Annotated in this window: 20 protein-coding genes; 9 read left to right on the forward strand and 11 right to left on the reverse strand. The window is 69.8% G+C overall.

The window, feature by feature from the left end; translation table 11 throughout:
- The first annotated feature begins 2 nt into the window (after positions 1-2).
- Both C1N81_RS19735 and C1N81_RS19740 read left to right on the forward strand, forming a co-directional pair.
- Positions 3-1,139, forward strand: a complete 1,137-nt coding sequence (locus C1N81_RS19735) for a LuxR family transcriptional regulator (protein ID WP_394430912.1) — start codon at positions 3-5, stop codon at positions 1,137-1,139.
- Positions 1,136-1,774 carry a pyridoxamine 5'-phosphate oxidase family protein gene (locus tag C1N81_RS19740; protein WP_394430913.1) on the forward strand — a complete coding sequence of 213 codons (639 nt, stop codon included), beginning with the start codon at positions 1,136-1,138 and terminating at the stop codon, positions 1,772-1,774. Before C1N81_RS19735 ends, C1N81_RS19740 begins: the two co-directional genes overlap by 4 nt.
- Positions 1,775-1,850: 76 nt before the next feature.
- Here the strand turns inward: C1N81_RS19740 and C1N81_RS19745 are convergent, their stop codons facing one another.
- Complete coding sequence (locus tag C1N81_RS19745) at positions 1,851-2,441, reverse strand: carboxylesterase family protein (RefSeq protein WP_394430914.1); 591 nt, start codon at positions 2,439-2,441, stop codon at positions 1,851-1,853.
- Positions 2,442-2,877: 436 nt separating this feature from the next.
- Here C1N81_RS19745 and ngcE point away from each other — a divergent pair, with 436 nt between their 5' ends.
- The 3 genes from ngcE (at position 2,878) to C1N81_RS19760 (ending at position 5,559) form a co-directional block, all read left to right on the forward strand.
- Positions 2,878-4,305 carry an N-acetylglucosamine/diacetylchitobiose ABC transporter substrate-binding protein gene (ngcE, locus tag C1N81_RS19750; RefSeq protein WP_394430915.1) on the forward strand — a complete coding sequence of 476 codons (1,428 nt, stop codon included), beginning with the start codon at positions 2,878-2,880 and terminating at the stop codon, positions 4,303-4,305.
- A 141-nt stretch (positions 4,306-4,446) separates the two neighbouring features.
- Entirely contained in the window at positions 4,447-5,001 is a 555-nt protein-coding gene (locus C1N81_RS19755) for a peroxiredoxin (protein WP_394430916.1), read from the forward strand.
- 27 nt (positions 5,002-5,028) lie between these two features.
- On the forward strand, positions 5,029-5,559 hold the full coding sequence (locus tag C1N81_RS19760; RefSeq protein WP_394430918.1) for an alkyl hydroperoxide reductase: 531 nt from the start codon (positions 5,029-5,031) through the stop codon (positions 5,557-5,559).
- Between the two features lie 84 nt (positions 5,560-5,643).
- Here the strand turns inward: C1N81_RS19760 and C1N81_RS19765 are convergent, their stop codons facing one another.
- From C1N81_RS19765 to C1N81_RS19780, 4 genes are all read right to left on the reverse strand, one after another.
- Complete coding sequence (locus C1N81_RS19765; RefSeq protein WP_394430920.1) at positions 5,644-6,954, reverse strand: AI-2E family transporter; 1,311 nt, start codon at positions 6,952-6,954, stop codon at positions 5,644-5,646.
- A gap of 132 nt (positions 6,955-7,086) precedes the next feature.
- The gene (locus tag C1N81_RS19770; RefSeq protein ID WP_394430922.1) at positions 7,087-7,827 is read right to left on the reverse strand and encodes an aggregation-promoting factor C-terminal-like domain-containing protein; all 741 of its coding nucleotides are present in this window, start codon (positions 7,825-7,827) and stop codon (positions 7,087-7,089) included.
- A gap of 389 nt (positions 7,828-8,216) precedes the next feature.
- A complete protein-coding gene (locus C1N81_RS19775; protein ID WP_394430924.1) occupies positions 8,217-9,539 on the reverse strand; it encodes a PhoH family protein in 1,323 nt (440 codons plus the stop codon).
- Between the two features lie 357 nt (positions 9,540-9,896).
- A complete protein-coding gene (locus C1N81_RS19780; RefSeq protein ID WP_394430926.1) occupies positions 9,897-10,670 on the reverse strand; it encodes an isoprenyl transferase in 774 nt (257 codons plus the stop codon).
- Between the two features lie 114 nt (positions 10,671-10,784).
- On the opposite strand from C1N81_RS19780, the gene mgrA reads away from it, so the two are divergent.
- Entirely contained in the window at positions 10,785-11,822 is a 1,038-nt protein-coding gene (gene mgrA, locus C1N81_RS19785; RefSeq protein WP_394430928.1) for an L-glyceraldehyde 3-phosphate reductase, read from the forward strand.
- A gap of 546 nt (positions 11,823-12,368) precedes the next feature.
- On the opposite strand, the gene C1N81_RS19790 is transcribed toward mgrA, so the two are convergent.
- Positions 12,369-13,238: a class I SAM-dependent methyltransferase gene (locus C1N81_RS19790; protein ID WP_394430930.1), complete on the reverse strand. Its 870-nt coding sequence runs from the start codon at positions 13,236-13,238 to the stop codon at positions 12,369-12,371.
- Positions 13,239-13,458: 220 nt separating this feature from the next.
- Between C1N81_RS19790 and C1N81_RS19795 the strand changes: the two genes are divergently transcribed.
- Positions 13,459-14,763, forward strand: a complete 1,305-nt coding sequence (locus C1N81_RS19795) for a cytochrome P450 (RefSeq protein WP_394430932.1) — start codon at positions 13,459-13,461, stop codon at positions 14,761-14,763.
- 4 nt (positions 14,764-14,767) lie between these two features.
- On the opposite strand, the gene C1N81_RS19800 is transcribed toward C1N81_RS19795, so the two are convergent.
- The 3 genes from C1N81_RS19800 to C1N81_RS19810 are packed head-to-tail and all read right to left on the reverse strand — an operon-like array spanning position 14,768 to position 16,039.
- Positions 14,768-14,992 carry a DUF397 domain-containing protein gene (locus tag C1N81_RS19800; RefSeq protein WP_394430934.1) on the reverse strand — a complete coding sequence of 75 codons (225 nt, stop codon included), beginning with the start codon at positions 14,990-14,992 and terminating at the stop codon, positions 14,768-14,770.
- The gene (locus tag C1N81_RS19805) at positions 14,989-15,177 is read right to left on the reverse strand and encodes a DUF397 domain-containing protein (RefSeq protein ID WP_394430936.1); all 189 of its coding nucleotides are present in this window, start codon (positions 15,175-15,177) and stop codon (positions 14,989-14,991) included. Before C1N81_RS19805 ends, C1N81_RS19800 begins: the two co-directional genes overlap by 4 nt.
- A gap of 10 nt (positions 15,178-15,187) precedes the next feature.
- Positions 15,188-16,039: a helix-turn-helix domain-containing protein gene (locus C1N81_RS19810; RefSeq protein WP_394430937.1), complete on the reverse strand. Its 852-nt coding sequence runs from the start codon at positions 16,037-16,039 to the stop codon at positions 15,188-15,190.
- A gap of 183 nt (positions 16,040-16,222) precedes the next feature.
- On the opposite strand from C1N81_RS19810, the gene C1N81_RS19815 reads away from it, so the two are divergent.
- Together C1N81_RS19815 and C1N81_RS19820 are read left to right on the forward strand one after the other, a co-directional pair.
- Positions 16,223-16,630: an ATP-binding protein gene (locus tag C1N81_RS19815; RefSeq protein WP_394430939.1), complete on the forward strand. Its 408-nt coding sequence runs from the start codon at positions 16,223-16,225 to the stop codon at positions 16,628-16,630.
- Entirely contained in the window at positions 16,630-17,532 is a 903-nt protein-coding gene (locus tag C1N81_RS19820; protein ID WP_394430941.1) for a hypothetical protein, read from the forward strand. Before C1N81_RS19815 ends, C1N81_RS19820 begins: the two co-directional genes overlap by 1 nt.
- Before the next feature lie 32 nt (positions 17,533-17,564).
- Here C1N81_RS19820 and C1N81_RS19825 read toward each other — a convergent pair whose 3' ends face one another.
- On the reverse strand, positions 17,565-18,212 hold the full coding sequence (locus tag C1N81_RS19825) for an OmpA family protein (RefSeq protein WP_394430943.1): 648 nt from the start codon (positions 18,210-18,212) through the stop codon (positions 17,565-17,567).
- Position 18,213: 1 nt separating this feature from the next.
- The gene (locus C1N81_RS19830; protein WP_394430945.1) at positions 18,214-18,819 is read right to left on the reverse strand and encodes a hypothetical protein; all 606 of its coding nucleotides are present in this window, start codon (positions 18,817-18,819) and stop codon (positions 18,214-18,216) included.
- Positions 18,820-18,832: the final 13 nt, after the last annotated feature.

Here is an 18,832-nt window from a genome sequence, read left to right on the forward strand (position 1 = left end):
CCATGAACAGTGCGATCCAGGCCATCCGCCCCGACACCGCGGCCCCCTCGACTTCGTCGGCCCCCCGGGCCCCCTCGACGCCCTCGACGCCCTCGGCCCCCTCGCCCTCCGAGCCCGTCGACGAGTTCACCATGCGGGTCTACGAATACGTACTCGGCCACGACGCGGCCACCCCCGAGACCATCGCCACCGCACTGGACGCCCCCGCGCACCCCGTCAAGCAGGCCCTCCATACGCTGCGGGGGCTCCGGCTGCTCAAGGACCCGGCCGGAGGCGGCCGCGAGATCGTCGCCGTGCATCCGGAGGCCGCGCAGCTGGAGCTCCTCCTGCCGCTCGAGAACGCCATCCGCGACCAGCGGCACCGGCTGGCCGGCGTCAAGGGCCAGCTGCGCGCCTTCATGGAGGTGTTCGACAACACCCGGCGCCACCGCGAGACCGTCGTCTCCACCGACGACCAGAGCGAGATCACGCTACGGCTGCAAGAGGCCGCACAGCACTGCACGTCCGAGATCCTGCTGATGCAGCCCTGCGTCACCCGGGAACCGTCCGAGCTGGTCAGCGCCCGGCCGCTGATCATCGAAGCACTGCGACGCGGCGTCGAGGGACGGGTGCTGTACCCGCACACGGCGCGAAGCGACGCGGGGACCCGCTCCTACGCCCTGCGCCTCGCGGAGGCGGACGGCCAGGTCCGCACGTCGCGGGACGTACATGCCCGCTTCCTCGTCTTCGACCGCAAGACGGCCTTCGTCATGGTGGAGGACGACAACGGCGGACCCAACACCATCACGATCGTCTACGAGCCCTCCCTCGCGATGTTCCTCGGCTCCCTCCACGATCTGACGTGGCAGTCCGCGTTCCCCCTCCAACAAGGAACCCACGGTTACGCCGGGACCCTCAACGACCTGCGGGCGACGATCGTCGAGCTCCTCGCCTCCGGTATCAAGGACGAGGTGATCGCCCGCAGGGTCGGCCTGTCGGAGCGTTCGTTCCGCCGCCACGTCGCGGCGATCATGCAGGACCTCGCCGCGGGGAGCCGGTTCCAGGCCGGGGTGATGGCGGCCCGGGCCGGCCTGGTCGGCCACGCCGCCGAGAGCCCCGTGCCGCTGCCGCCAGCGACGACACCCGGCAGGGCCGCATGAGCCGCTACGCCCACCTCGCCTACACGCCGACCGTCCGGCAGGTGCAGCACGAGATGGGCAGCGGGATCGCGGCGGGCCGCCGGCTGCGCGAACCGGGGGCCGCACCGGAGCCGCTCACCGCCGCGGAAGCCACGTTCATCCGGAGTCTGGACGGCTTCCTGCTCGCCACGGTCGGCGAAACCGGCTGGCCGTACGTGCAGTTCAGGGGTGGCCCGCCGGGCTTCGTCCACGTACTGGACGGTTCGCGGATCGGCTTCGCGGACGTCGGCGGCAACCGCCAGTACATCACCACGGGCAACGTCCGGACGGATGACCGCGTAGCACTGTTCTTCATCGACCACGCCCGGCAGACCCGGCTGAAGATGTACGGGCACGCGCGCATCGCCCCCGCCGCCGACGACCCCGAGCTGGCCGCGCGGCTCGCCTCGGTACGGACCGACGGGCGGGTCGAGCGGCTGGTCACCATCGCCGTCGAGGGATACGACTGGAACTGTCCCCGCCACATCACACCGCGCTTCAGCGAACGGGAACTGTCCGCGGCGCTGGCCCCTCTCCAGGACCGCCTCGCACGCCTGGAACGGGAGAACGAGGCCCTGCGCGGCCAACTGGCGGCGCAGCGGCGCGACCCCCTCTGAGACAGCGCGTCCGCACGAAACGCCGGGGCCCGTCGGAGAGATCCGACGGGCCCCGGCCCTGTTCAGCCGTCCGGCCTCAGCCGGCCCGGCGCTGCGCGAGCAGCCACTCGTAGAAGTCCGGGTCGTCGTAGGTCCGCGTCCACGCGTCGTGCCCGACCCCCGGGTAGCGGGTGAACCGCACCGAACTGCCGCGCTCCTGCAGCGCCTTGACGATCTTGTCGGTGTGCTCGACGGGGATGTCCCGGTCGTCGGAGCCGTGGAAGGTCCACACCGGCAGGTGATCGATGCGCGGGGCGGCCTCGGGCAGCCACGATCCGCAGATGGGCGCGACGGCCGCGAAACGGCCGGGGTACCGCGTGGCCATCGCCCAGGACCCGGTGCCCCCCATGCTCAGGCCGGTCACGTAGACACGGTCCTGGTCGACGCGGTACTGGGCGGCCACCTCTTCGAGAAGCGCGTGCACGCCCGCCAGCTCCAGCGTCCACGTGCTGTACGCCGGACATTGCGGAGCAAGCAGCACGAAGGGCACCCGGACGCCGTCGGCCACCCGCTTCACCAGTCCTTGCGCGGCGAGTTCCGCCGGGTCGTCGCCCCGCTCGGAGGCCCCGTGCAGAAAGAGCACCAGAGGCCATTGCTCCGCTTCCCCGGCCTGATACCCGTCGGGCACATGCAAAAGGTACGGAAGTGCGTTCCCCGTTTGATCAACCTTGAACGTATGAGCCTGAAGAACTTCTGCGGTCACCGCATACCCGCCCTTGAAATCGCCGAGTCGAACGTTTCACAGGACATATTTTCCCGTCCAGGGGACGGCGTCAACGTTGCTTTAAGTCGAGCGCGGGCAGGGCGGGGAAGAAACACCCACGACCCCCGTGAAGAGAACTGCCGCCCTACCGAAAGGCAATGAAGGAAGAGAATGAATGTGCAGGTCAGAGCCCTGCTCCGTACCTCCTCCGCCACCCCATTCGCTCTGGCCAGACTTTGGAGAACTACCCATCGCGCCCGGCTAGGCTCATTTCGAGAAGGCGACGAACTCGCCTCCTGAACTTCTCCGCCGCAGCTCCGTCGAAATCGACTCATGCCCTGAAGAAGGCGAGACGCGAACCATGGGGACCGTGCCAGAAATGAATCGCCGCGAGCTGATCCGACGCGCCTTGGCAGCCGGCCTGCTGGCCGCTCCCGCGGCGGCCGCGCTGAGCGCCTGCGCGAATTCCGGGAGCGAGCGGCGTGACCCGGCCAAGGCCGGCTCCGGCACGAGGACGCCCGACAACCCCTTCGGCGTCAGCGGTTCGGCGCCACTGGAGGTCGTCGTCTTTGACGGCGGCCTGGGGGTCGAGTACGTCAAGAAGGCGGAGGCCGGCTACCAGAGGGCGTTCCCCGGCGCGAGGCTCAAGCACGTCACCACGCAGGACATCCAGACGCGGCTCCAGACACGCTTCCTCGACCGCACACCCCCGGACCTGGTCGACAACACCGGCGCCCGCTCGCTGCCCACCGCGGCCCTCGCGGATCGCGGCCAGCTGACCGACCTCCGGAGGCTGCTCGCCGCGCCTTCCTACGACGATCCGGCCACCACGGTCGGCGAGACCCTGATCCCCGGCGTGGCGGAGAAGGGAAGGTTCGGCGGCGCCGAGATCTGGTCGCTGAACTACGCCTACACCGTGTTCGGGGTCTGGTACTCCAACTCCCTCCTGCGCAAGCACGGCTGGGAGTACCCGAGGACCTGGGACGCGATGCTGCGGCTGTGCGCCGAGGCGAAGAAGTCGGGCATCGCGGGCTGGACGTACGCGGGCGCGTACCCCTACTACCTCCAGTGGACCCTGTATCCGTTCATCGCGAAGATCGGCGGAGCGGACGTCCTGACGGCGATCGACAATCTGGAGCCGAACGCCTGGCGCCACCCGGCCGTCAAGCAGGCGTTCGAGGCGTACCACGAGCTGGCGGCCAAGGGCTATGTGCTCCGCGGCACCCCGGGCCTCACGCACATCGAGTCGCAGACCGCCTGGACCAAGGGCCGCGCGCTGTTCATCCCCAATGGCACCTGGGTGGAGACCGAGGCCAAGGCCACCACGCCGCGGGGCTTCGAGATGACCGTGGCGCCCCCGTCCGGCCTCGACGGTTCGGACGCGATGCCGTTCGAGACGCTCTGGGCCCAGGTCGGCGAGGCGTTCGTGATCCCGCGGGACGCGAAGAATCCGCAAGGCGGAATGGAACTGCTGCGCAGAATGCTCAGCAAGGAGGTCGCCCAGCAGTTCACCCTCGCCTCGTCCACGCTGACCACGGTGCGGGGTGCGGACGAGGGCCTGCGTCTGCCGTCGGGGCTCGCCTCCGCGGCCTCGGCGCTGAAGGCGGCGGGCACCCACATCGTCTCGCCGCGCACCGACTGGTACCAGACCCTCAACAGGGAGAAGATCGCGGGACTGATCGGCGAGATGATGGCCGACCGCCTCGCGCCGGCCGAGGCGATCACCGCGATCCAGAAGGCGGCGGACAGCACGGCGAAGGACAAGTCCGTGAAGAAGTACCACCATTGACCTTTTTCGGGTCCGCACTCCTTTTTCAGGCCCCCACTGATCGGCATCCCCTATCAGATTCACCGGAGTGATCGATTTCCCTGCATGATCCCCGCTGTGGCAGGGTGGCATTCGTCCAACCCAGCACCATCGGAGGCTTTTGTGCTTTCTGTCGGAGATAAGTTCCCCGAGTTCGACCTGACCGCCTGTGTCTCCCTGGAGAAGGGCAAGGAGTTCGAGCAGATCAACCACAAGACCTACGAGGGCAAGTGGAAGATCGTCTTCGCGTGGCCCAAGGACTTCACCTTCGTGTGCCCCACCGAGATCGCCGCGTTCGGCAAGCTGAACGAGGAGTTCGCCGACCGTGACGCCCAGATCCTCGGCTTCTCCGGCGACTCCGAGTTCGTCCACCACGCCTGGCGCAAGGACCACCCGGACCTGACGGACCTGCCCTTCCCGATGCTGGCCGACTCGAAGCACGAGCTCATGCGTGACCTCGGCATCGAGGGCGAGGACGGCTTCGCGCAGCGCGCCGTCTTCATCGTCGACCAGAACAACGAGATCCAGTTCACGATGGTGACCGCCGGTTCCGTGGGCCGTAACCCCAAGGAGGTCCTCCGGGTCCTCGACGCCCTGCAGACCGACGAGCTGTGCCCCTGCAACTGGAGCAAGGGCGACGAGACCCTCGACCCGGTCGCGCTGCTCTCGGGCGAGTGACGGAAACGGAAGGGTACGAGCACTGACATGGCTCTCGACGAACTCAAGTCCGCCATACCGGACTACGCCAAGGACCTGAAGCTCAACCTGGGCTCGGTCATCGGCAACTCCGACCTCCCGGCCCAGCAGCTGTGGGGCACGGTCCTCGCGACCGCCATCGCCGCCCGCTCCCCGCGCGTCCTGCGCGAGCTGGAGCCCGAGGCGAAGGCGAACCTGTCGCCGGAGGCGTACAAGGCCGCCAAGTCGGCCGCCGCCATCATGTCGATGAACAACGTCTTCTACCGCACGCGCCACCTGCTCTCGGACAACGAGTACGGGACGCTGCGCGCGGGCCTGCGGATGAACGTCATCGGCAACCCGGGCGTCGACAAGGTCGACTTCGAGCTGTGGTCGTTCGCGGTCTCCGCGATCAACGGCTGCGGCATGTGCCTGGACTCGCACGAGCAGGTGCTCCGCAAGGCGGACGTCTCGCGCGAGGTCGTCCAGGAGGCCTTCAAGATCGCCTCGGTCATCCAGGCCGTCGCGGTCACCCTTGATGCCGAAGAGGCGCTGGCGTAACACGCTGAAAACGACGACGGCCCCCCGCGCGAGCGGGGGGCCGTCGTCGTTTCTCAGGGGCGCGGGGAACTGCGCGCCCAGCCCCTACGAAGGATCGCTCGGGGGATCAACCGGAGCCACGTCCACCGCTGTCGCCCCGTGCGGAGCAGGCGTCTGCTTGATCGCCGCCTCCTGCGACCACGACCGCAGATACCCGACCACCGTGTTGGTCACGGCGACGAGCGGCACCGCCACCACGGCCCCGCCGATCCCCGACACCATCCCGCCGGCGGCGACCGCGAGGACGACGGCCAGCGGATGCACCCGCACCGCGCGGCCGAGGATGAACGGCTGCAGGATGTGCCCCTCGATCTGCTGCACGGCGAGGACCACGACCAGCACCATCACCGCGGTGAACACGCCCTGCGTCACGAGCGCCACGACCACCGCGAGCGCGCCGGAGACGACCGCGCCCACCAGCGGGACGAACGCGAACAGGAAGATGAAGACGGCGAGCGGCACCGCCATCGGCACGCCGAGGAAGAAGATGCCGAGGCCGATGAAGATGGCGTCGATCAACGCCACTATGACCGTGCCGCGGACGTACGCGGTCAGCGTGCGCCAGGCCCGCGGCCCGGCTCCGGCGATCCCGGGGCGCGCCTGCGCCGGGAACAGCCTGAGCGTCCACTCCCAGATGCGCTTGCCGTCGTAGAGCAGGAACAGCGTCGAGAACATCGCGAGCAGGATGCCGGTCATCGCCTCGACGATGACGGTGACGCCTTCGAGCCCGGCCGAGGTGATCTCGTCGGTGTTGGCGCCGACCGCGTCGCGCAGCGACTTGGCGATGTCGTTGATCTGGTCCTCGGTGACGTGGAACGGGCTGTTGAGCAGCCACTTGCGCAGCTCGTCGATGCCGTCCTGGACCTGGCTGGAGAGGTTGTCGATGTTCTCCTGGACCTGCCAGACGACGAACCAGCCGACGAGCCCCATGATGACGAAGCCGAGGATGGCGGTGAGGGCGGTGGCGAGCCCCCGGGGCACGCCGTGCCGGCGCAGCCGGGCCACCGTCGGCTGGAGCAGCGCGGTGATGAGCAGCGCCGCGACGAAGGCGAAGACCACCAGCTGCACCGAGGCGATGATCTTCATGAGGACCCAGACCATGCCGGCCAGCACGAGGAGGCGCCAGGACGCCTCGGCGGCGACCCTCAGCCCCCAGGGCACGGCGGCGGCCGGTTCGGGCCTGGCGGACACGGCGGGCGCGTACGCGGGCGGCGGGGGCACCTGGTCGTGCGGCGACTCGTCACGCGACTCATCGGCGGACAAGGCGTCTCCCTCGGCCCGGCGCTCGTCCAAGCGCTCGCCCACTTTGCTTATTTCGGCGCCGACTCTCCCGAGCCAGCCTGGCACACGCGACATGATCCGTCCCTTTCCCCCGTGCGCTCCGACCACTCCCCCCAGAGCCCGTGGATCAAGACGGTACAACGACGGAGCCCCTGCACCGTAGGACGGTGAGGGGCTCCGCGAGGTTGAGCGAGGTCGAGCGCGGGCTCAGTACCAGTGGTTGGCCTGCCAGAAGTCCCAGGCGCCGCAGGGGCTCTGGTACCGCTCGTTCATGTAGTTGAGGCCCCACTTGATCTGGGTGGCCGGGTTGGTCTGCCAGTCGGCGCCCGCGGAGGAGTACTTGGAGGCGGGCAGCGCCTGGAAGAGACCGTACGCGCCGGAGGAGGCGTTGGTGGCCGTGTAGTTCCAGCTCGACTCGTGGTTCACGATGTTGCTGAAGCACTGGAACTGACCGGCGGGCACCATCTGGCGGGCCATCGCCTGGATCTGGCCGACGGAGTACGACGACTGGACCGAGAAGCTGGACGCGTCGCGGGTGGCGGAGCGGCTGGCGACCTTCTCGGCCTCCTCGCGCGCCTTCGCCTCCTTGGCGGCCTTCTCGGCCTTCTCCTTGGCGGCCTGCGCGTCCTGCTGCTTGGCGATGGCGTCCTCGGCGGCCTGCTTGCGGGCCGTCTCCTCCGCCGTCTTCTGCGCCGCGTTGTCGGCCGCGATGGCCTGCGTCTGTGCCTGCTGGGTCAGCGACGCGGTCTGCACCTGCGCCTGCTGTCCAGCGGGGATGTCCGCGAGGAGGGTCGCGTCGCCGACCGCTGCCCCTGCCTCGTTCGAGGCGGGCTGAGCGGTGCTGCCCGAGGCAACACCCACGACGGCGCCGACGGTGGTGACCGCGGTGGCCGAAGCCACTGCGAATCCCCGGACCGAGATCCGGCTCACACGGTTTCCTTCCAGCATCGCCCGCTGAAGTGTGACCCTCGCGGACGCGATCGTGCCCCTGGCACTGGCCTCCCAACTGACGGGTCACGGGAGGCACGGGCCCGGTGGGCAACTCCCGCTCGGGGAGCGCCGCATGGTGCTCGGGCGGCATACGACGATCGCTATGAAGTTCAGATGCAGCTGATGCTGCGGTGACGCCGTACCGCTGGGGGTACACAAGTGTCGTATGCGGGGCCTGACGGAACCGAGACTCTGCCGTATGCATACGCCGCAAGGCAATTCTGTGCCGGGTGTGAAAGGTCACACCTCGTTTGCCCCAGCGCTTTTTCGGAAATGCGGGCGCAGCAAGGCGCCGCCCGGATAAGCTCTCTGGCTTCTCCGGACGGCGCCAAGTAGGGCCAATCGGCCTAGATCTGACCGTCCTCCAGCATTTCGGTCACCAGGGCCGCGATCTGCGACCGCTCCGAGCGGGTCAGCGTGACGTGCGCGAACAGCGGATGGCCCTTGAGCTTCTCGACGACGGCGACGACACCGTCGTAGCGGCCGACCCTGAGGTTGTCGCGCTGGGCGACGTCATGGGTGAGGACCACCCGCGAGTTCGCCCCGATCCGGGACAGCACGGTCAACAGCACGTTGCGTTCTAGGGATTGGGCCTCGTCCACGATCACGAAGGCGTCGTGCAGCGAGCGCCCCCGGATGTGGGTGAGCGGCAGCACCTCCAGCATGCCGCGCGAGGTGACCTCCTCGATGACCTCGCGGGAGGTGACCGCCGAGAGGGTGTCGAAGACGGCCTGCGCCCACGGCCCCATCTTCTCGGCCTCGGAGCCCGGCAGATAGCCCAGCTCCTGCCCGCCGACCGCGTACAGCGGCCGGAAGACCATCACCTTCTTGTGCTGGCGCCGCTCCAGGACGGCCTCCAGGCCCGCGCACAGGGCGAGCGCGGACTTGCCGGTGCCGGCCCGGCCGCCCATCGAGACGATGCCGACGTCCGGGTCGAGGAGCAGGTCGAGCGCGATCCGCTGCTCGGCGCTGCGCCCCTTGAGCCCGAACGCCTCCCGGTCGCCGCGCACCAGCCGGACGTTGCCCTCGGGCGTGACGCGGCCGAGGGCCTTGCCCCGCTCGGAGTGGATCGTCAGGCCCGTGTGCACGGGAAGCTCGGCCGCCTCGGGGACGTACACGCTCTCCTCCTCGAAGAGCAGGTCCACCTGCTCGGCGGGGAGCGAGAGGTCGGACATGCCGGTCCAGCCGGAGTCCGTGATGGCGAGCTCGGCGCGGTACTCCTCGGCGAGGAGGCCGACCGAGGATGCCTTGATCCTGAGCGGCAGATCCTTCGAAACGACCGTGACGTCGAACCCCTCGGCCTGCAGATTGCGGGCGACCGCGAGGATGCGGGAGTCGTTGTCCCCGAGGCGGTAGCCCGAGGGCAGCACGCTGGGGTCGGAGTGGTTGAGCTCGACGCGGAGCGTGCCGCCCAGGTCCCCGGTGGGGATCGGGGCGTCGAGCCGCCCGAAGCGGATGCGGTAGTCGTCCAGCAGGCGCAGCGCCTGCCGGGCGAAGTACCCCAGCTCCGGGTGGTGCCGTTTGGCCTCCAACTCCGTGACCACGACGACGGGAAGCACCACTTCGTGCTCGTCGAAACGGGTCATGGCGTTCGGATCGGCCAGCAGGACGCTGGTGTCGAGAACATAGGTGCGCCGGTCGGGCTGGTGGCGCTTGTTGCTGGTCACCACGGAAGGACGTACCCCCTCGGAAGAGGTCGGGGAGCGACGGAGGGAATCCCGGGCCGGGAGGGCGGGAGCGACCTGCCGGTCGACGGCCGCGCTGCGCGGGGCCGAGAGCCGGCCCTCCAAGTCGCGTCCGTACTCGTCTGCGTACGGTCGTCCTGGTGCAAAGGGCCTCCCGGGCGGGCGGCCCCGTGCCGCCCGCTGAGAACCGGTGTCCGTGGTTCGGACACCGACCTGGAGGGGTTATTCCCTCGAACACGCGCAGCCATGCCACGGCATAGGACGACGCGTGCGTTAACTCCTGGTGACCCGCTTGGCTCCCCGTCCCGCCCGTCCGGCGGGTACGAGGGGGGTGACGCCGGATCAGCCGCCGAAGCGGCGGTGCCGGGCGGCGTAGTCGCGCATCGCGCGCAGGAAGTCGACCTTGCGGAACGCCGGCCAGAAGACGTCACAGAAGTAGTACTCGGAATGGGCCGTCTGCCACAGCATGAACCCGGAGAGCCGCTGCTCGCCGCTGGTGCGGATGACGAGGTCGGGGTCGGGCTGGGCGCTGGTGTAGAGGTGGCGGCCGATCAGGTCGATGGTGACGTCGTCGGCGACCTGCTCCAGGCTCGCGCCCTTGTCGGCGGCGTCGAGGAGCATCGAGCGGACGGCGTCCGCGATCTCCTGGCGGCCGCCGTAGCCGATGGCCACGTTGACCAGTATCCCGGGGCGGTCCGCGGTGGCCTCCTCGGCCTCCTTGAGGGCCGTCTGCATCCCGGAGGGGAGGATGTCGGCGGCGCCGACGTGGTGCACGCGCCAGCGGCCGTCGGTCGCGAGCGTGCGCACGACGCCCTCGATGATGGCGAGCAGCGGGACCAGCTCCTCCTGGGGCCGGTCGAAGTTGTCCGTCGAGAGCAGCCACAGGGTGACGACCTCGACGTCCGTCTCGCTGCACCAGCCGAGGAACTCCTCGATCTTGGCGGCACCCGCCTGGTGGCCCTGCGCGGCGGTGGAGCCGGCGGCCTTCGCCCAGCGTCGGTTGCCATCCATGATGACGCCGATGTGCTTGGGTGCCTGGTCGTGGTCCAGGTGGCCTTCCACCCGGCGTGCGTAAAGCCCGACCAGCAGGCGGCGCAGCCTGTCGCGCAGGTTCACGGTGTTCTCAGCCTCTCCGTGCAGACGGCGGTCCCCGAGGGCGAAAGCCTACCCCCGCGCCGGGACCCCTTCCGCCCGTACCCCGGCGGCCTGCCCTGACGTAGTTTCGTCTTCATGAACGACACCTCTCCCTACGTCGCCGCGGGCGACCGGTACGACGCGATGGAGTACCGGCGCACCGGCCGCAGCGGCCTGAAGCTGCCCGCCGTCTCGCTCGGCCTGTGGCACAACTTCGGTGACGACCGCACCCTCGACTCCCAGCGGGCCATCCTGCGCCGCGCGTTCGACCTGGGCGTCACCCACTTCGACCTGGCGAACAACTACGGTCCGCCGCCCGGCTCCGCCGAGTTGAACTTCGGCAAGATCTTCGCCCAGGACTTCGCCCCGTACCGGGACGAGCTGGTCATCTCGACCAAGGCGGGCTACCTCATGCACCCCGGCCCGTACGGCGAGTGGGGCAGCCGGAAGTACCTGCTGTCGTCGCTCGACGCGTCCCTGGACCGGATGGGCCTGGACTACGTCGACATCTTCTACTCGCACCGTTTCGACCCGGAGACTCCGCTCGAGGAGACGATGGGAGCGCTCGCATCGGCTGTTCAGCAGGGCAAGGCGCTCTACGTCGGCGTGTCCTCGTACACGAGTGAGCAGACGGCCGAAGCGGCGCGCCTGCTCAAGGAGATGGGCGTGCCCGCCCTCATCCACCAGCCGTCGTACTCGATGATCAACCGCTGGACCGAGGACGACCACCTGCTCGACACCCTGGAGGCGGCCGGCATGGGCTGCATCTCCTTCGTGCCGCTCGCGCAGGGCCTGCTGACGAACAAGTACCTGAAGGGCATCCCGGAGGGTTCGCGCGCCACGCAGGGCAAGTCGCTCGACCCCGATCTGCTGAGCGACGAGGTCGTGCGGCGCCTCAACGGTCTGAACGACATCGCGTCGCGGCGCGGCCAGTCGCTCGCGCAGCTCGCGCTGCAGTGGGTGCTGCGCGACGAGCGCATGACGTCGGCGCTGATCGGCGCGTCCAGCGTGAAGCAGCTGGAGGAGAACGTGGCGGCGCTCGCGGGTCCGAAGCTCACGGACGCGGAGCTGACCGAAATCGACTCGTTCGCGGTCTCGACGCCGGGCACGAACATCTGGGCAAACCGGGGCTGAACCGCCCCTTGCAACGCCTGGGAGGACGGAAAGAAAAAACGGGCCGGTCCGTGGGGGGGGGAGACGGACCGGCCCGAGGGGGGGTTTCCACCATAACCCTTCGTAAGTGCGGGCGCGCGCATCCGCGTGTCACAACTACTCTCCGCAGTCACCCGGCGACGGCGGGCCGCGCGTTTCCGGCCGCTGCTCAGCGGGGTCGCCCGGAGATTCGACCCCCGCTTCCCGGCGGCAGCGCCGGGATTTCACTGTCCCTCTCCCGGGTGGTGCGCGCGGTTGACGCGCGGCCGGGGCGGCGGGGTCGCGGCGGGGCGGCCGGGCGGGGATGGCGCATTCGGGGTACGCCCATCGGGCGGCGGGCGCCGAACGGGAGACGCGGACGGCACCGCGCAGCCCCCTCCACCGCGCGGTGCCGGCGCGCAGCTTTGCTCACGCGAATTGCCGTTGGTCTGAACTTACGTGAGGTTTACGTGTGGATCGAGTGCGTCTCGATAACGATGCGGAATCGGTTGCTTCAGGCCGTCGGCACCGGCGTGACCTGCGAAGGTCTCATGCCGAGGGCTTGCGGGCCTCGATGAGGTGCCGGGTGCTGTGCGCCACGAAAGGCCCCTCCTTCCCGATCCGCTCGTGCAGCGCGAGAAGCCGTGGCCGGTACGCGTCGACGGTGAACCCCGGGACCATCCAGACGACCTTGCGCAGGAAGTGCACGACCGCGCCGACGTCGTGGAACTCCATGCGCAGCCGCTCCGCCCGCAGGTCCACGACCTGCAGACCCGCCGCCTCGGCCGCCGCCTTCTCCGCGTACGGGTCCCGGGCGCGCCGGGTCTCCTCCGGCTGCGGCCCCAGGAAGTACTCGACGAGCTCGAACACGCTGCTCGGGCCGACGTGCTGGGCGAAGTAGGTGCCGCCGGGCCGCAGCACACGCGCGATCTCGGCGAACCGCGCCACGACCGGGTGGCGGCTCGTGACGAGGTCGAACGCCGCGTCCGCGAACGGCAACGGGGCGTCCTCGGGGGACGCGACGACGACCACGCCGCGCGGCCCGAGACGCCGGGTCGCCCTCGCGACGTTCGGCGGCCAGCCCTCGGTCGCGGCCATCAGCGGCGGCAGCACCGGCGCCTCGTCGAGGACCTCGCCGCCGCCCGTCTGCAGATCGAGGGCGGCCTCTGCGCGCGCGAGCCGCTCCCCCATCGCGCGCGCGTAGCCCCAGGACGGCCGGGCCTCGGTGGCCCGGCCCTCGAACCACGAGAAGTCCCAGCCCTCGGTGGGCTCGGCGACGGCTTCGGCGACGAGTTCCTCGAAGTCGCGGCGGTGCGAAGGGGTGCCGTTGCTGCGGGGGCCGTTCGGGTCGAGGCCGTTCGGGTCGAGGCCGTTCGGGTCGAGGCCGTTCGGGTGGGCGTCGGCGTCTTTGCTGCTCATGGCTCGATGGTCGCAGGGGGCGGGGCCCGGATCATCCCCATTTCCACGCGGCGGCGGTAGGGCTGGCCCCAGGGGCGATGCGGGGGCGGCCCCTCTTCCGAAGGGCCCGGGGAACGCACGTACCCTTGGCGAACCCCCGCGCCCCGTCAGAACCACGGCCCCCACGTACCCGTCCAGGTACCCGTAGGCCCATCCTGTCCCACCGCAGAAATGCGAGCACATGTCCGTACGTTCCGCGATAGCGACCTGGCTGACCCGTCTCTACTTCTCCCGGCTGCGGAAGAAGGGGGGCAGCCTCGATCTGTCCGTGCTGGCGAGGCTGCCCGACGCGGCGCTCCTGCCGCTGCGCCGCGAGGGCCTCGACCCGGTCCCCGAGATAGCCGCGCTGCGCGAGCGCGAACCGGTCAGCAGACTGCCGATCCCCGGCATGACGGTCTGGCTCGTGTCCGGCTACGAGGAGGCCAGGGAAGTCCTGGGCGACGCGAAGGCGTTCAGCAACGACTTCCGCCACCTCGTCGGCGTGGGCGGCGCCGGGGCCGACCAGAACCCGGGCGGCCTCGGCTTCTGCGACCCGCCGGACCACACGCGGCTGCGCCGCCTGCTCACCCCCGAGTTCACGATGCGCCGCCTGTCGCGCCTGACACCGCGCATCCACGCCATCGTCGAGGAGCAGCTGCTGCACCTGGAGAAGGCGGCGCACGAGTCGGGGGACGGCACGGCCGACTTCGTCGAGCACTTCGCGATGCCCGTACCGGCCCTGGTGATATGCGAGTTGCTGGGCATCCCGTACGAGGAACGCGAGGCGTTCCAGGAGTTCTCGGTGGCCCGGTTCGACGTGCTGGGCGGGGCGGGCGCGTCCTTCGGAGCGGTGTCGCAGTCCCTGGACTACCTGCGCGGGGTCGTCGCCGAACAGCGGCGCGACCCGGGCGAGGGCCTCCTCGGCATGCTGGTGCGCGAACACGGCGACACCATCACCGACGAGGAGCTGACCGGCCTCGCCGACGGCGTCCTGACCGGCGGCCTGGAGACCACCGCGAGCATGCTCGCCCTCGGCACGCTGATCATGCTCCAGGACCGCGAGCACTTCGACGCGTTGCGCGACGCGGAGGACCCGGCGGCGGTGGCGGCCCCCTTCGTCGACGAACTCCTGCGCCATCTCACGGTGGTCCAGACGGCGTTCCCGCGGTTCGCCCGCGAAGAGGTCGAGGTCGGCGGGGTCCGGATCGCCGGGGGCGACGTCGTGATCGTCTCCCTCAGCGCGGCGGACCGCGACCCGCGCCTCGGCGCGGACATGGAGGCATTCCTGCCCGCGCGCCCGCCCGCCTCCTCGCACCTGGCCTTCGGCTACGGGATCCACCGCTGCATCGGGGCGGAACTCGGCAAGATGGAACTCCGGGCGGCGTTCCCCCAACTGGTGCGCAGGTTCCCGGAGATGCGGCTCTCGGTCCCCACGGCCGAACTTGAGTTCCGGAAACTGTCGATCGTGTACGGGGTGGACGCGCTGCCGGTGCGGGTGTGGGAGTGAGGGTTCAGGCCGGACCGGCGACGAAGTGATCGAACTCGCCGGCCTGTACGCCCAGTACGAAGGCGTCCCATTTTGTGCGGGTGGTGGTGACGATCGTCGCGGGGTCGGACGTCTCCCGTAGATGCACCAGGTCCCCCGCGCCGAACGCGATCTCGATCCAAGGTCCGGGGCCCTCCGCGTCCTCGGGGGCCGCGCGGGTCCAGGTCAGGTCGGAGGGGATGTCGGTCACCGGTGGGGGTCCTTGAGGGTGCGCAGGAGGTGGGAGAGGGCCGCGGGGGTCGTGGCTATCTCCTGTGCGGGGTCGTCGCTTTCGCGGAGATGGATGGAACCGGCGGCTGCCGCCACCTCTACGCAGGTGTTGCCGTCACCGCCCCCCGAGAACGTCGACTTCTGCCAGTGCAGGGGCTCCGTCATGCCGTACGCCTCACAGTTCCTTGGCCAGCTGGTGAATGAAGTCGCGGGACGGCACGGGTTCCAAGGCCGCCTTCGCCACCTTATGCAGCAGCGCACGGAACCGGCCCAGTTGTGACTCGGCATCGAGGAACGCGGTGCCGTGCGGCGCGTCGCGGAGCACCGTGTCGAGCGGGGCCAGGGGGCCGCCCACGTACATCATCTCGATGCCGGCGCCCGCGAAACCCTCCCTCTCGAACGGGATGACCCGCACCTTCGCGTGCCCGCGTTCGATCTCGCGCAGGATGCCCCTGAGTTGGGCCACGGCGGTGCGGCGGTCGGCCACGAGGATCCGTAGCGCCGTCTCGTGCACGATCGTCTCGTACGGTGTCGGGTCGGCCCCCTCGAAGATGGCTCTGCGCCGCATACGGTGCTCGACGCGAGGGCGCAGCTCGCTCTCGGGAAGCTCCGGCACCATGTAGCCGAACACGGCGCGGGCGTAGTCCGGCGTCTGGAGCAGGCCCGGCACGTGCGTCGTCACCACCTCGCGCAGGTACGTCGCGTGGTGCTCGGTCTCCGCCACATCGAGGAACACGCAGGGCAGGACCCCGCGAAACTCCTCCCACCAGCCGCGCGTGCGCTCGGTCGCCATAGCGACCAGTGCGTCGACGTGAGCGGCATCGGCGCAGGCGTAATGCGCGGCCAGGCGGCGCACGCGCTCCTCGCTCACGCCGGATACACCGGATTCGATCTGACTCATCTGAACCGAGCTGGCGCCCAGCAGAGCCGCCGCCTCGGTCGCCTTGAGCCCGGCGGCGTTCCGAAGTTTCCGCAGCTCCGCGCCGAGGCGGAGGTGCCGCGCGGTGGGATGACGCCTCGTCGCCATGTACCGGTCCCTCGATCCAACTCGTAGTGCTGTGCGCCTCGTTCGGGTGGCAGAGTACGCGACCCGCTTGCGGCCCCTTAAATTTCAGGCATACGGTCCGTGACGGAACGCAACGCTGCGCATCCGAGTACGGGTGCGCGTCCATCGCCGTGGGCATCCCCTCATCTGAAACGGAGTTCAGCCATGCCTCGATACGCCTCCTCCCCCTGGGAGTACGTACTCCACATCCCGCAGGACCCCAGAGCCGTCACCGTCGCCCGGCACACGCTGCGGCTCGTGCTCCACGCGCACGGGCTGCACGCCCTGACCGAGATGGCCGAGCTTCTCGCCACGGAGCTGGTGGGCAACGCCGTGCAGCACACCAAGGGGCCCGCGGCCCTGCGGCTCGGCTGGGAGGACGGGCTGCTGCGGGTCGGCGCCTGGGACGCCGACCCGACGCCACCACGCCCTCCCACCCCGCACCTCCTCCACGCCGAACGGGGCCGGGGCCTCGCGCTCGTCGGAGCGTGCTCGGACGAGTGGGGCTGGCAGCCGTCCTCGACGTGCGGGGACAGCGGCAAGTACGTGTGGTGCGCGCTCGGGGCCGCGTGATGGTGAGCTCTTCGCACGAGGCGATGCACCGGGTCTTCCAGAAGGACACCGTCGGCCTGATCCGCAATTTCGAGCGCCTCTTCCGGGTGCCCTTTCCCGAGCCGCGCGACTTCGCCGTGCTCAACACCGACCTCACCGAGATCGAGCCGGTCGAGCGTCGTGTGGACAGCCTCGTACGGGTGGACACGGACGAGGGTGACTTTCTGATCGTCCTGGAGTCTCAGGGCAAGAAGGACGAGCGGAAATGGGGCAGTTGGGCCTACTACCTGGGCTACCTGCGCGAGAAGTACCAGTGCCAGCCCGTACTGATCGTGCTGACGCAGAGCAGGTCGACGGCGCGATGGGCGGCGCGGCCCATCAGATTCGGGCTACCCGGGTGGGCCTCGCTCACGGTGCGGCCGCTGGTCCTCGGACCGGACACCGTTCCGGTGATCGCCGACGAGGACGAAGCCGTGCGGAATCCATCACTGGCCGCACTCTCGGCGATGACGCATGGTAACGACGCGCATGCCGCTGCGATACTGAAGACGCTGGCGGCGGCGCTTGAACGCGTCGAACCCGAGAGCGCGGCGGTACTGGCGATGCTCGTGGAGGCAGGTCTCGTGGACGACGAGGCCAGGAAGTTGTGGAGGGAACTAATGTCGCAGATGCACTACTTCTTCCGGCACGACGTCGCCGAGAAGGTGCGGGAGGAAGGGCGCGAGGAGGGGCGTGAGGAAGGGCGGGTCGAGACACAGGCCGAGATGGTTCTGCGCATCCTTGACTGGCGTGAGCTCGACGTGCCTAGAAGCGTGCGGGAGCGCGTACTCGCCTGTACAGACGCGGATCAGCTGACCGCCTGGGCCGAGCGCGCCATGCATGTGACAGAAGCGGTCGGCATCTTCCACAGCACCGCCGACTGATTCGAGAGGGCTGAGCGGGCCGCGGGGCCCGTTCAGCCTCCCTTTGGGAAGGACACCTCCACTCGGCGGTTCTTCTTCCTGCCCTGTTCCGTCGTGTTGTCCGCGATCGGATAGTCCTCGCTGTAGCCGCGGACCTGGAACGTGATGTTGCCGCCCTCGGCGCCGAGCGCCGCGGTCAGTTCGTCGTGGACCGCTTCCGCGCGCTTCTTGGAGAGGGTCAGGCCGTGGGCGTACGAACCCAGGTTGTCCGTGAAGCCGAAGACCCGCACCGCGCCCGCCTTCTGCGTGTTGATCTCGTCCGCGATCGTCTGGATGCGGGAGCGGGCGTCCGGGTTGAGTTTGGCGCTGTCCTTCGGGAAGAGGACCTCGGCCTGGAGGGCGAAGGTGACGTTCTCGTTGGTGTCGGAGCGGCGTTCGTCGCCGGAGAGGTCCTCGACCACCGATTTGATGTCGAGGACCTTGGCGGGGGCGAGTGTCGCGCCGTCGGCGAGTTTGAGGCCCGGGCTGTTGGCGTCCACCTGGGGTGGCGGGGACGTCGTCGTGGTGCCGGGCGGGGCGCTGGTCGCCTGGCCGGCGGGGGTGGGGTCGTCGGCCACCGCCGGGCCGGCGGCGGTCGCGGTGGTGAGGACGACTGTGGCCGTGGCCACCGTGAGCGCTGCGGTCACGCTTCGTCGGGGCATGTCAGTCGCCCTCGGTGATCTCGATCAGGGCGGGGGGCATCGCGCCGACCTGGAACGACAGTTTCGTCGTGCCTTCCGGCGGGGCCGGGAACTGGGCGTACCAGGTGGCGGTCTCACCGTTGCGCACGCCGCCGGTGAAGCGGGTGCAGAGGCAGCGCCCCTCCGTGTCCCGCAGGACGAGGTACTTCTTCTTGCCCGCCTCGTCCACGAGGGCGGCGCCCGCGATGGAGCCGCCGTTGCCCATCAATTCGCGTTCGTCCCCACGCCAGTTGACCGGGACCCACGCCTTTCCGGTGCCGTTGGCCACCGTGCCCTGCACGGTGACGAAGCCGCCCGCGTCGCGCGCCGCCGAGGAGACGGTCAGCGTGATGCCGTTCTCGCCCTTCACCTCGGCCAGGGTCTTGTTCTCGTCCTCGGCCGGAGGCGCCGAGCTTTCCGCGCCGCCGCCCGCGTCGGCCGACGCCGTCGTGGACGCGGTGGAGTCCTTCGCCTTGTCGCCGCCTCCGTCGCCGTCGCCTCCGCAACCGGCGACCGTGAGTACCAGCCCCGCCGTGATCGCCGCCATGGTCAGGGACCGGCGGCCCGTCGTCGTACGCCGAAGTTTCATGGCTGGGGCTTCC

It is taken from the genome of Streptomyces sp. SGAir0957 (assembly GCF_043523415.1).

What these genes read in the sequence shown, in the direction of transcription:
- C1N81_RS19735 (WP_394430912.1), top strand. Translation starts at nt 3, where the DNA reads ATGAACAGTGCGATCCAGGCCATCCGCCCCGACACCGCGGCCCCCTCG.
- C1N81_RS19740 (WP_394430913.1), top strand. Translation starts at nt 1,136, where the DNA reads ATGAGCCGCTACGCCCACCTCGCCTACACGCCGACCGTCCGGCAGGTG.
- ngcE (WP_394430915.1), top strand. Translation starts at nt 2,878, where the DNA reads ATGGGGACCGTGCCAGAAATGAATCGCCGCGAGCTGATCCGACGCGCC.
- C1N81_RS19760 (WP_394430918.1), top strand. Translation starts at nt 5,029, where the DNA reads ATGGCTCTCGACGAACTCAAGTCCGCCATACCGGACTACGCCAAGGAC.
- C1N81_RS19765 (WP_394430920.1), bottom strand. Translation starts at nt 6,954, where the DNA reads ATGTCGCGTGTGCCAGGCTGGCTCGGGAGAGTCGGCGCCGAAATAAGC.
- C1N81_RS19770 (WP_394430922.1), bottom strand. Translation starts at nt 7,827, where the DNA reads ATGCTGGAAGGAAACCGTGTGAGCCGGATCTCGGTCCGGGGATTCGCA.
- mgrA (WP_394430928.1), top strand. Translation starts at nt 10,785, where the DNA reads ATGAACGACACCTCTCCCTACGTCGCCGCGGGCGACCGGTACGACGCG.
- C1N81_RS19790 (WP_394430930.1), bottom strand. Translation starts at nt 13,238, where the DNA reads ATGAGCAGCAAAGACGCCGACGCCCACCCGAACGGCCTCGACCCGAAC.
- C1N81_RS19795 (WP_394430932.1), top strand. Translation starts at nt 13,459, where the DNA reads ATGTCCGTACGTTCCGCGATAGCGACCTGGCTGACCCGTCTCTACTTC.
- C1N81_RS19805 (WP_394430936.1), bottom strand. Translation starts at nt 15,177, where the DNA reads ATGACGGAGCCCCTGCACTGGCAGAAGTCGACGTTCTCGGGGGGCGGT.
- C1N81_RS19810 (WP_394430937.1), bottom strand. Translation starts at nt 16,039, where the DNA reads ATGGCGACGAGGCGTCATCCCACCGCGCGGCACCTCCGCCTCGGCGCG.
- C1N81_RS19815 (WP_394430939.1), top strand. Translation starts at nt 16,223, where the DNA reads ATGCCTCGATACGCCTCCTCCCCCTGGGAGTACGTACTCCACATCCCG.
- C1N81_RS19820 (WP_394430941.1), top strand. Translation starts at nt 16,630, where the DNA reads ATGGTGAGCTCTTCGCACGAGGCGATGCACCGGGTCTTCCAGAAGGAC.
- C1N81_RS19825 (WP_394430943.1), bottom strand. Translation starts at nt 18,212, where the DNA reads ATGCCCCGACGAAGCGTGACCGCAGCGCTCACGGTGGCCACGGCCACA.
- C1N81_RS19830 (WP_394430945.1), bottom strand. Translation starts at nt 18,819, where the DNA reads ATGAAACTTCGGCGTACGACGACGGGCCGCCGGTCCCTGACCATGGCG.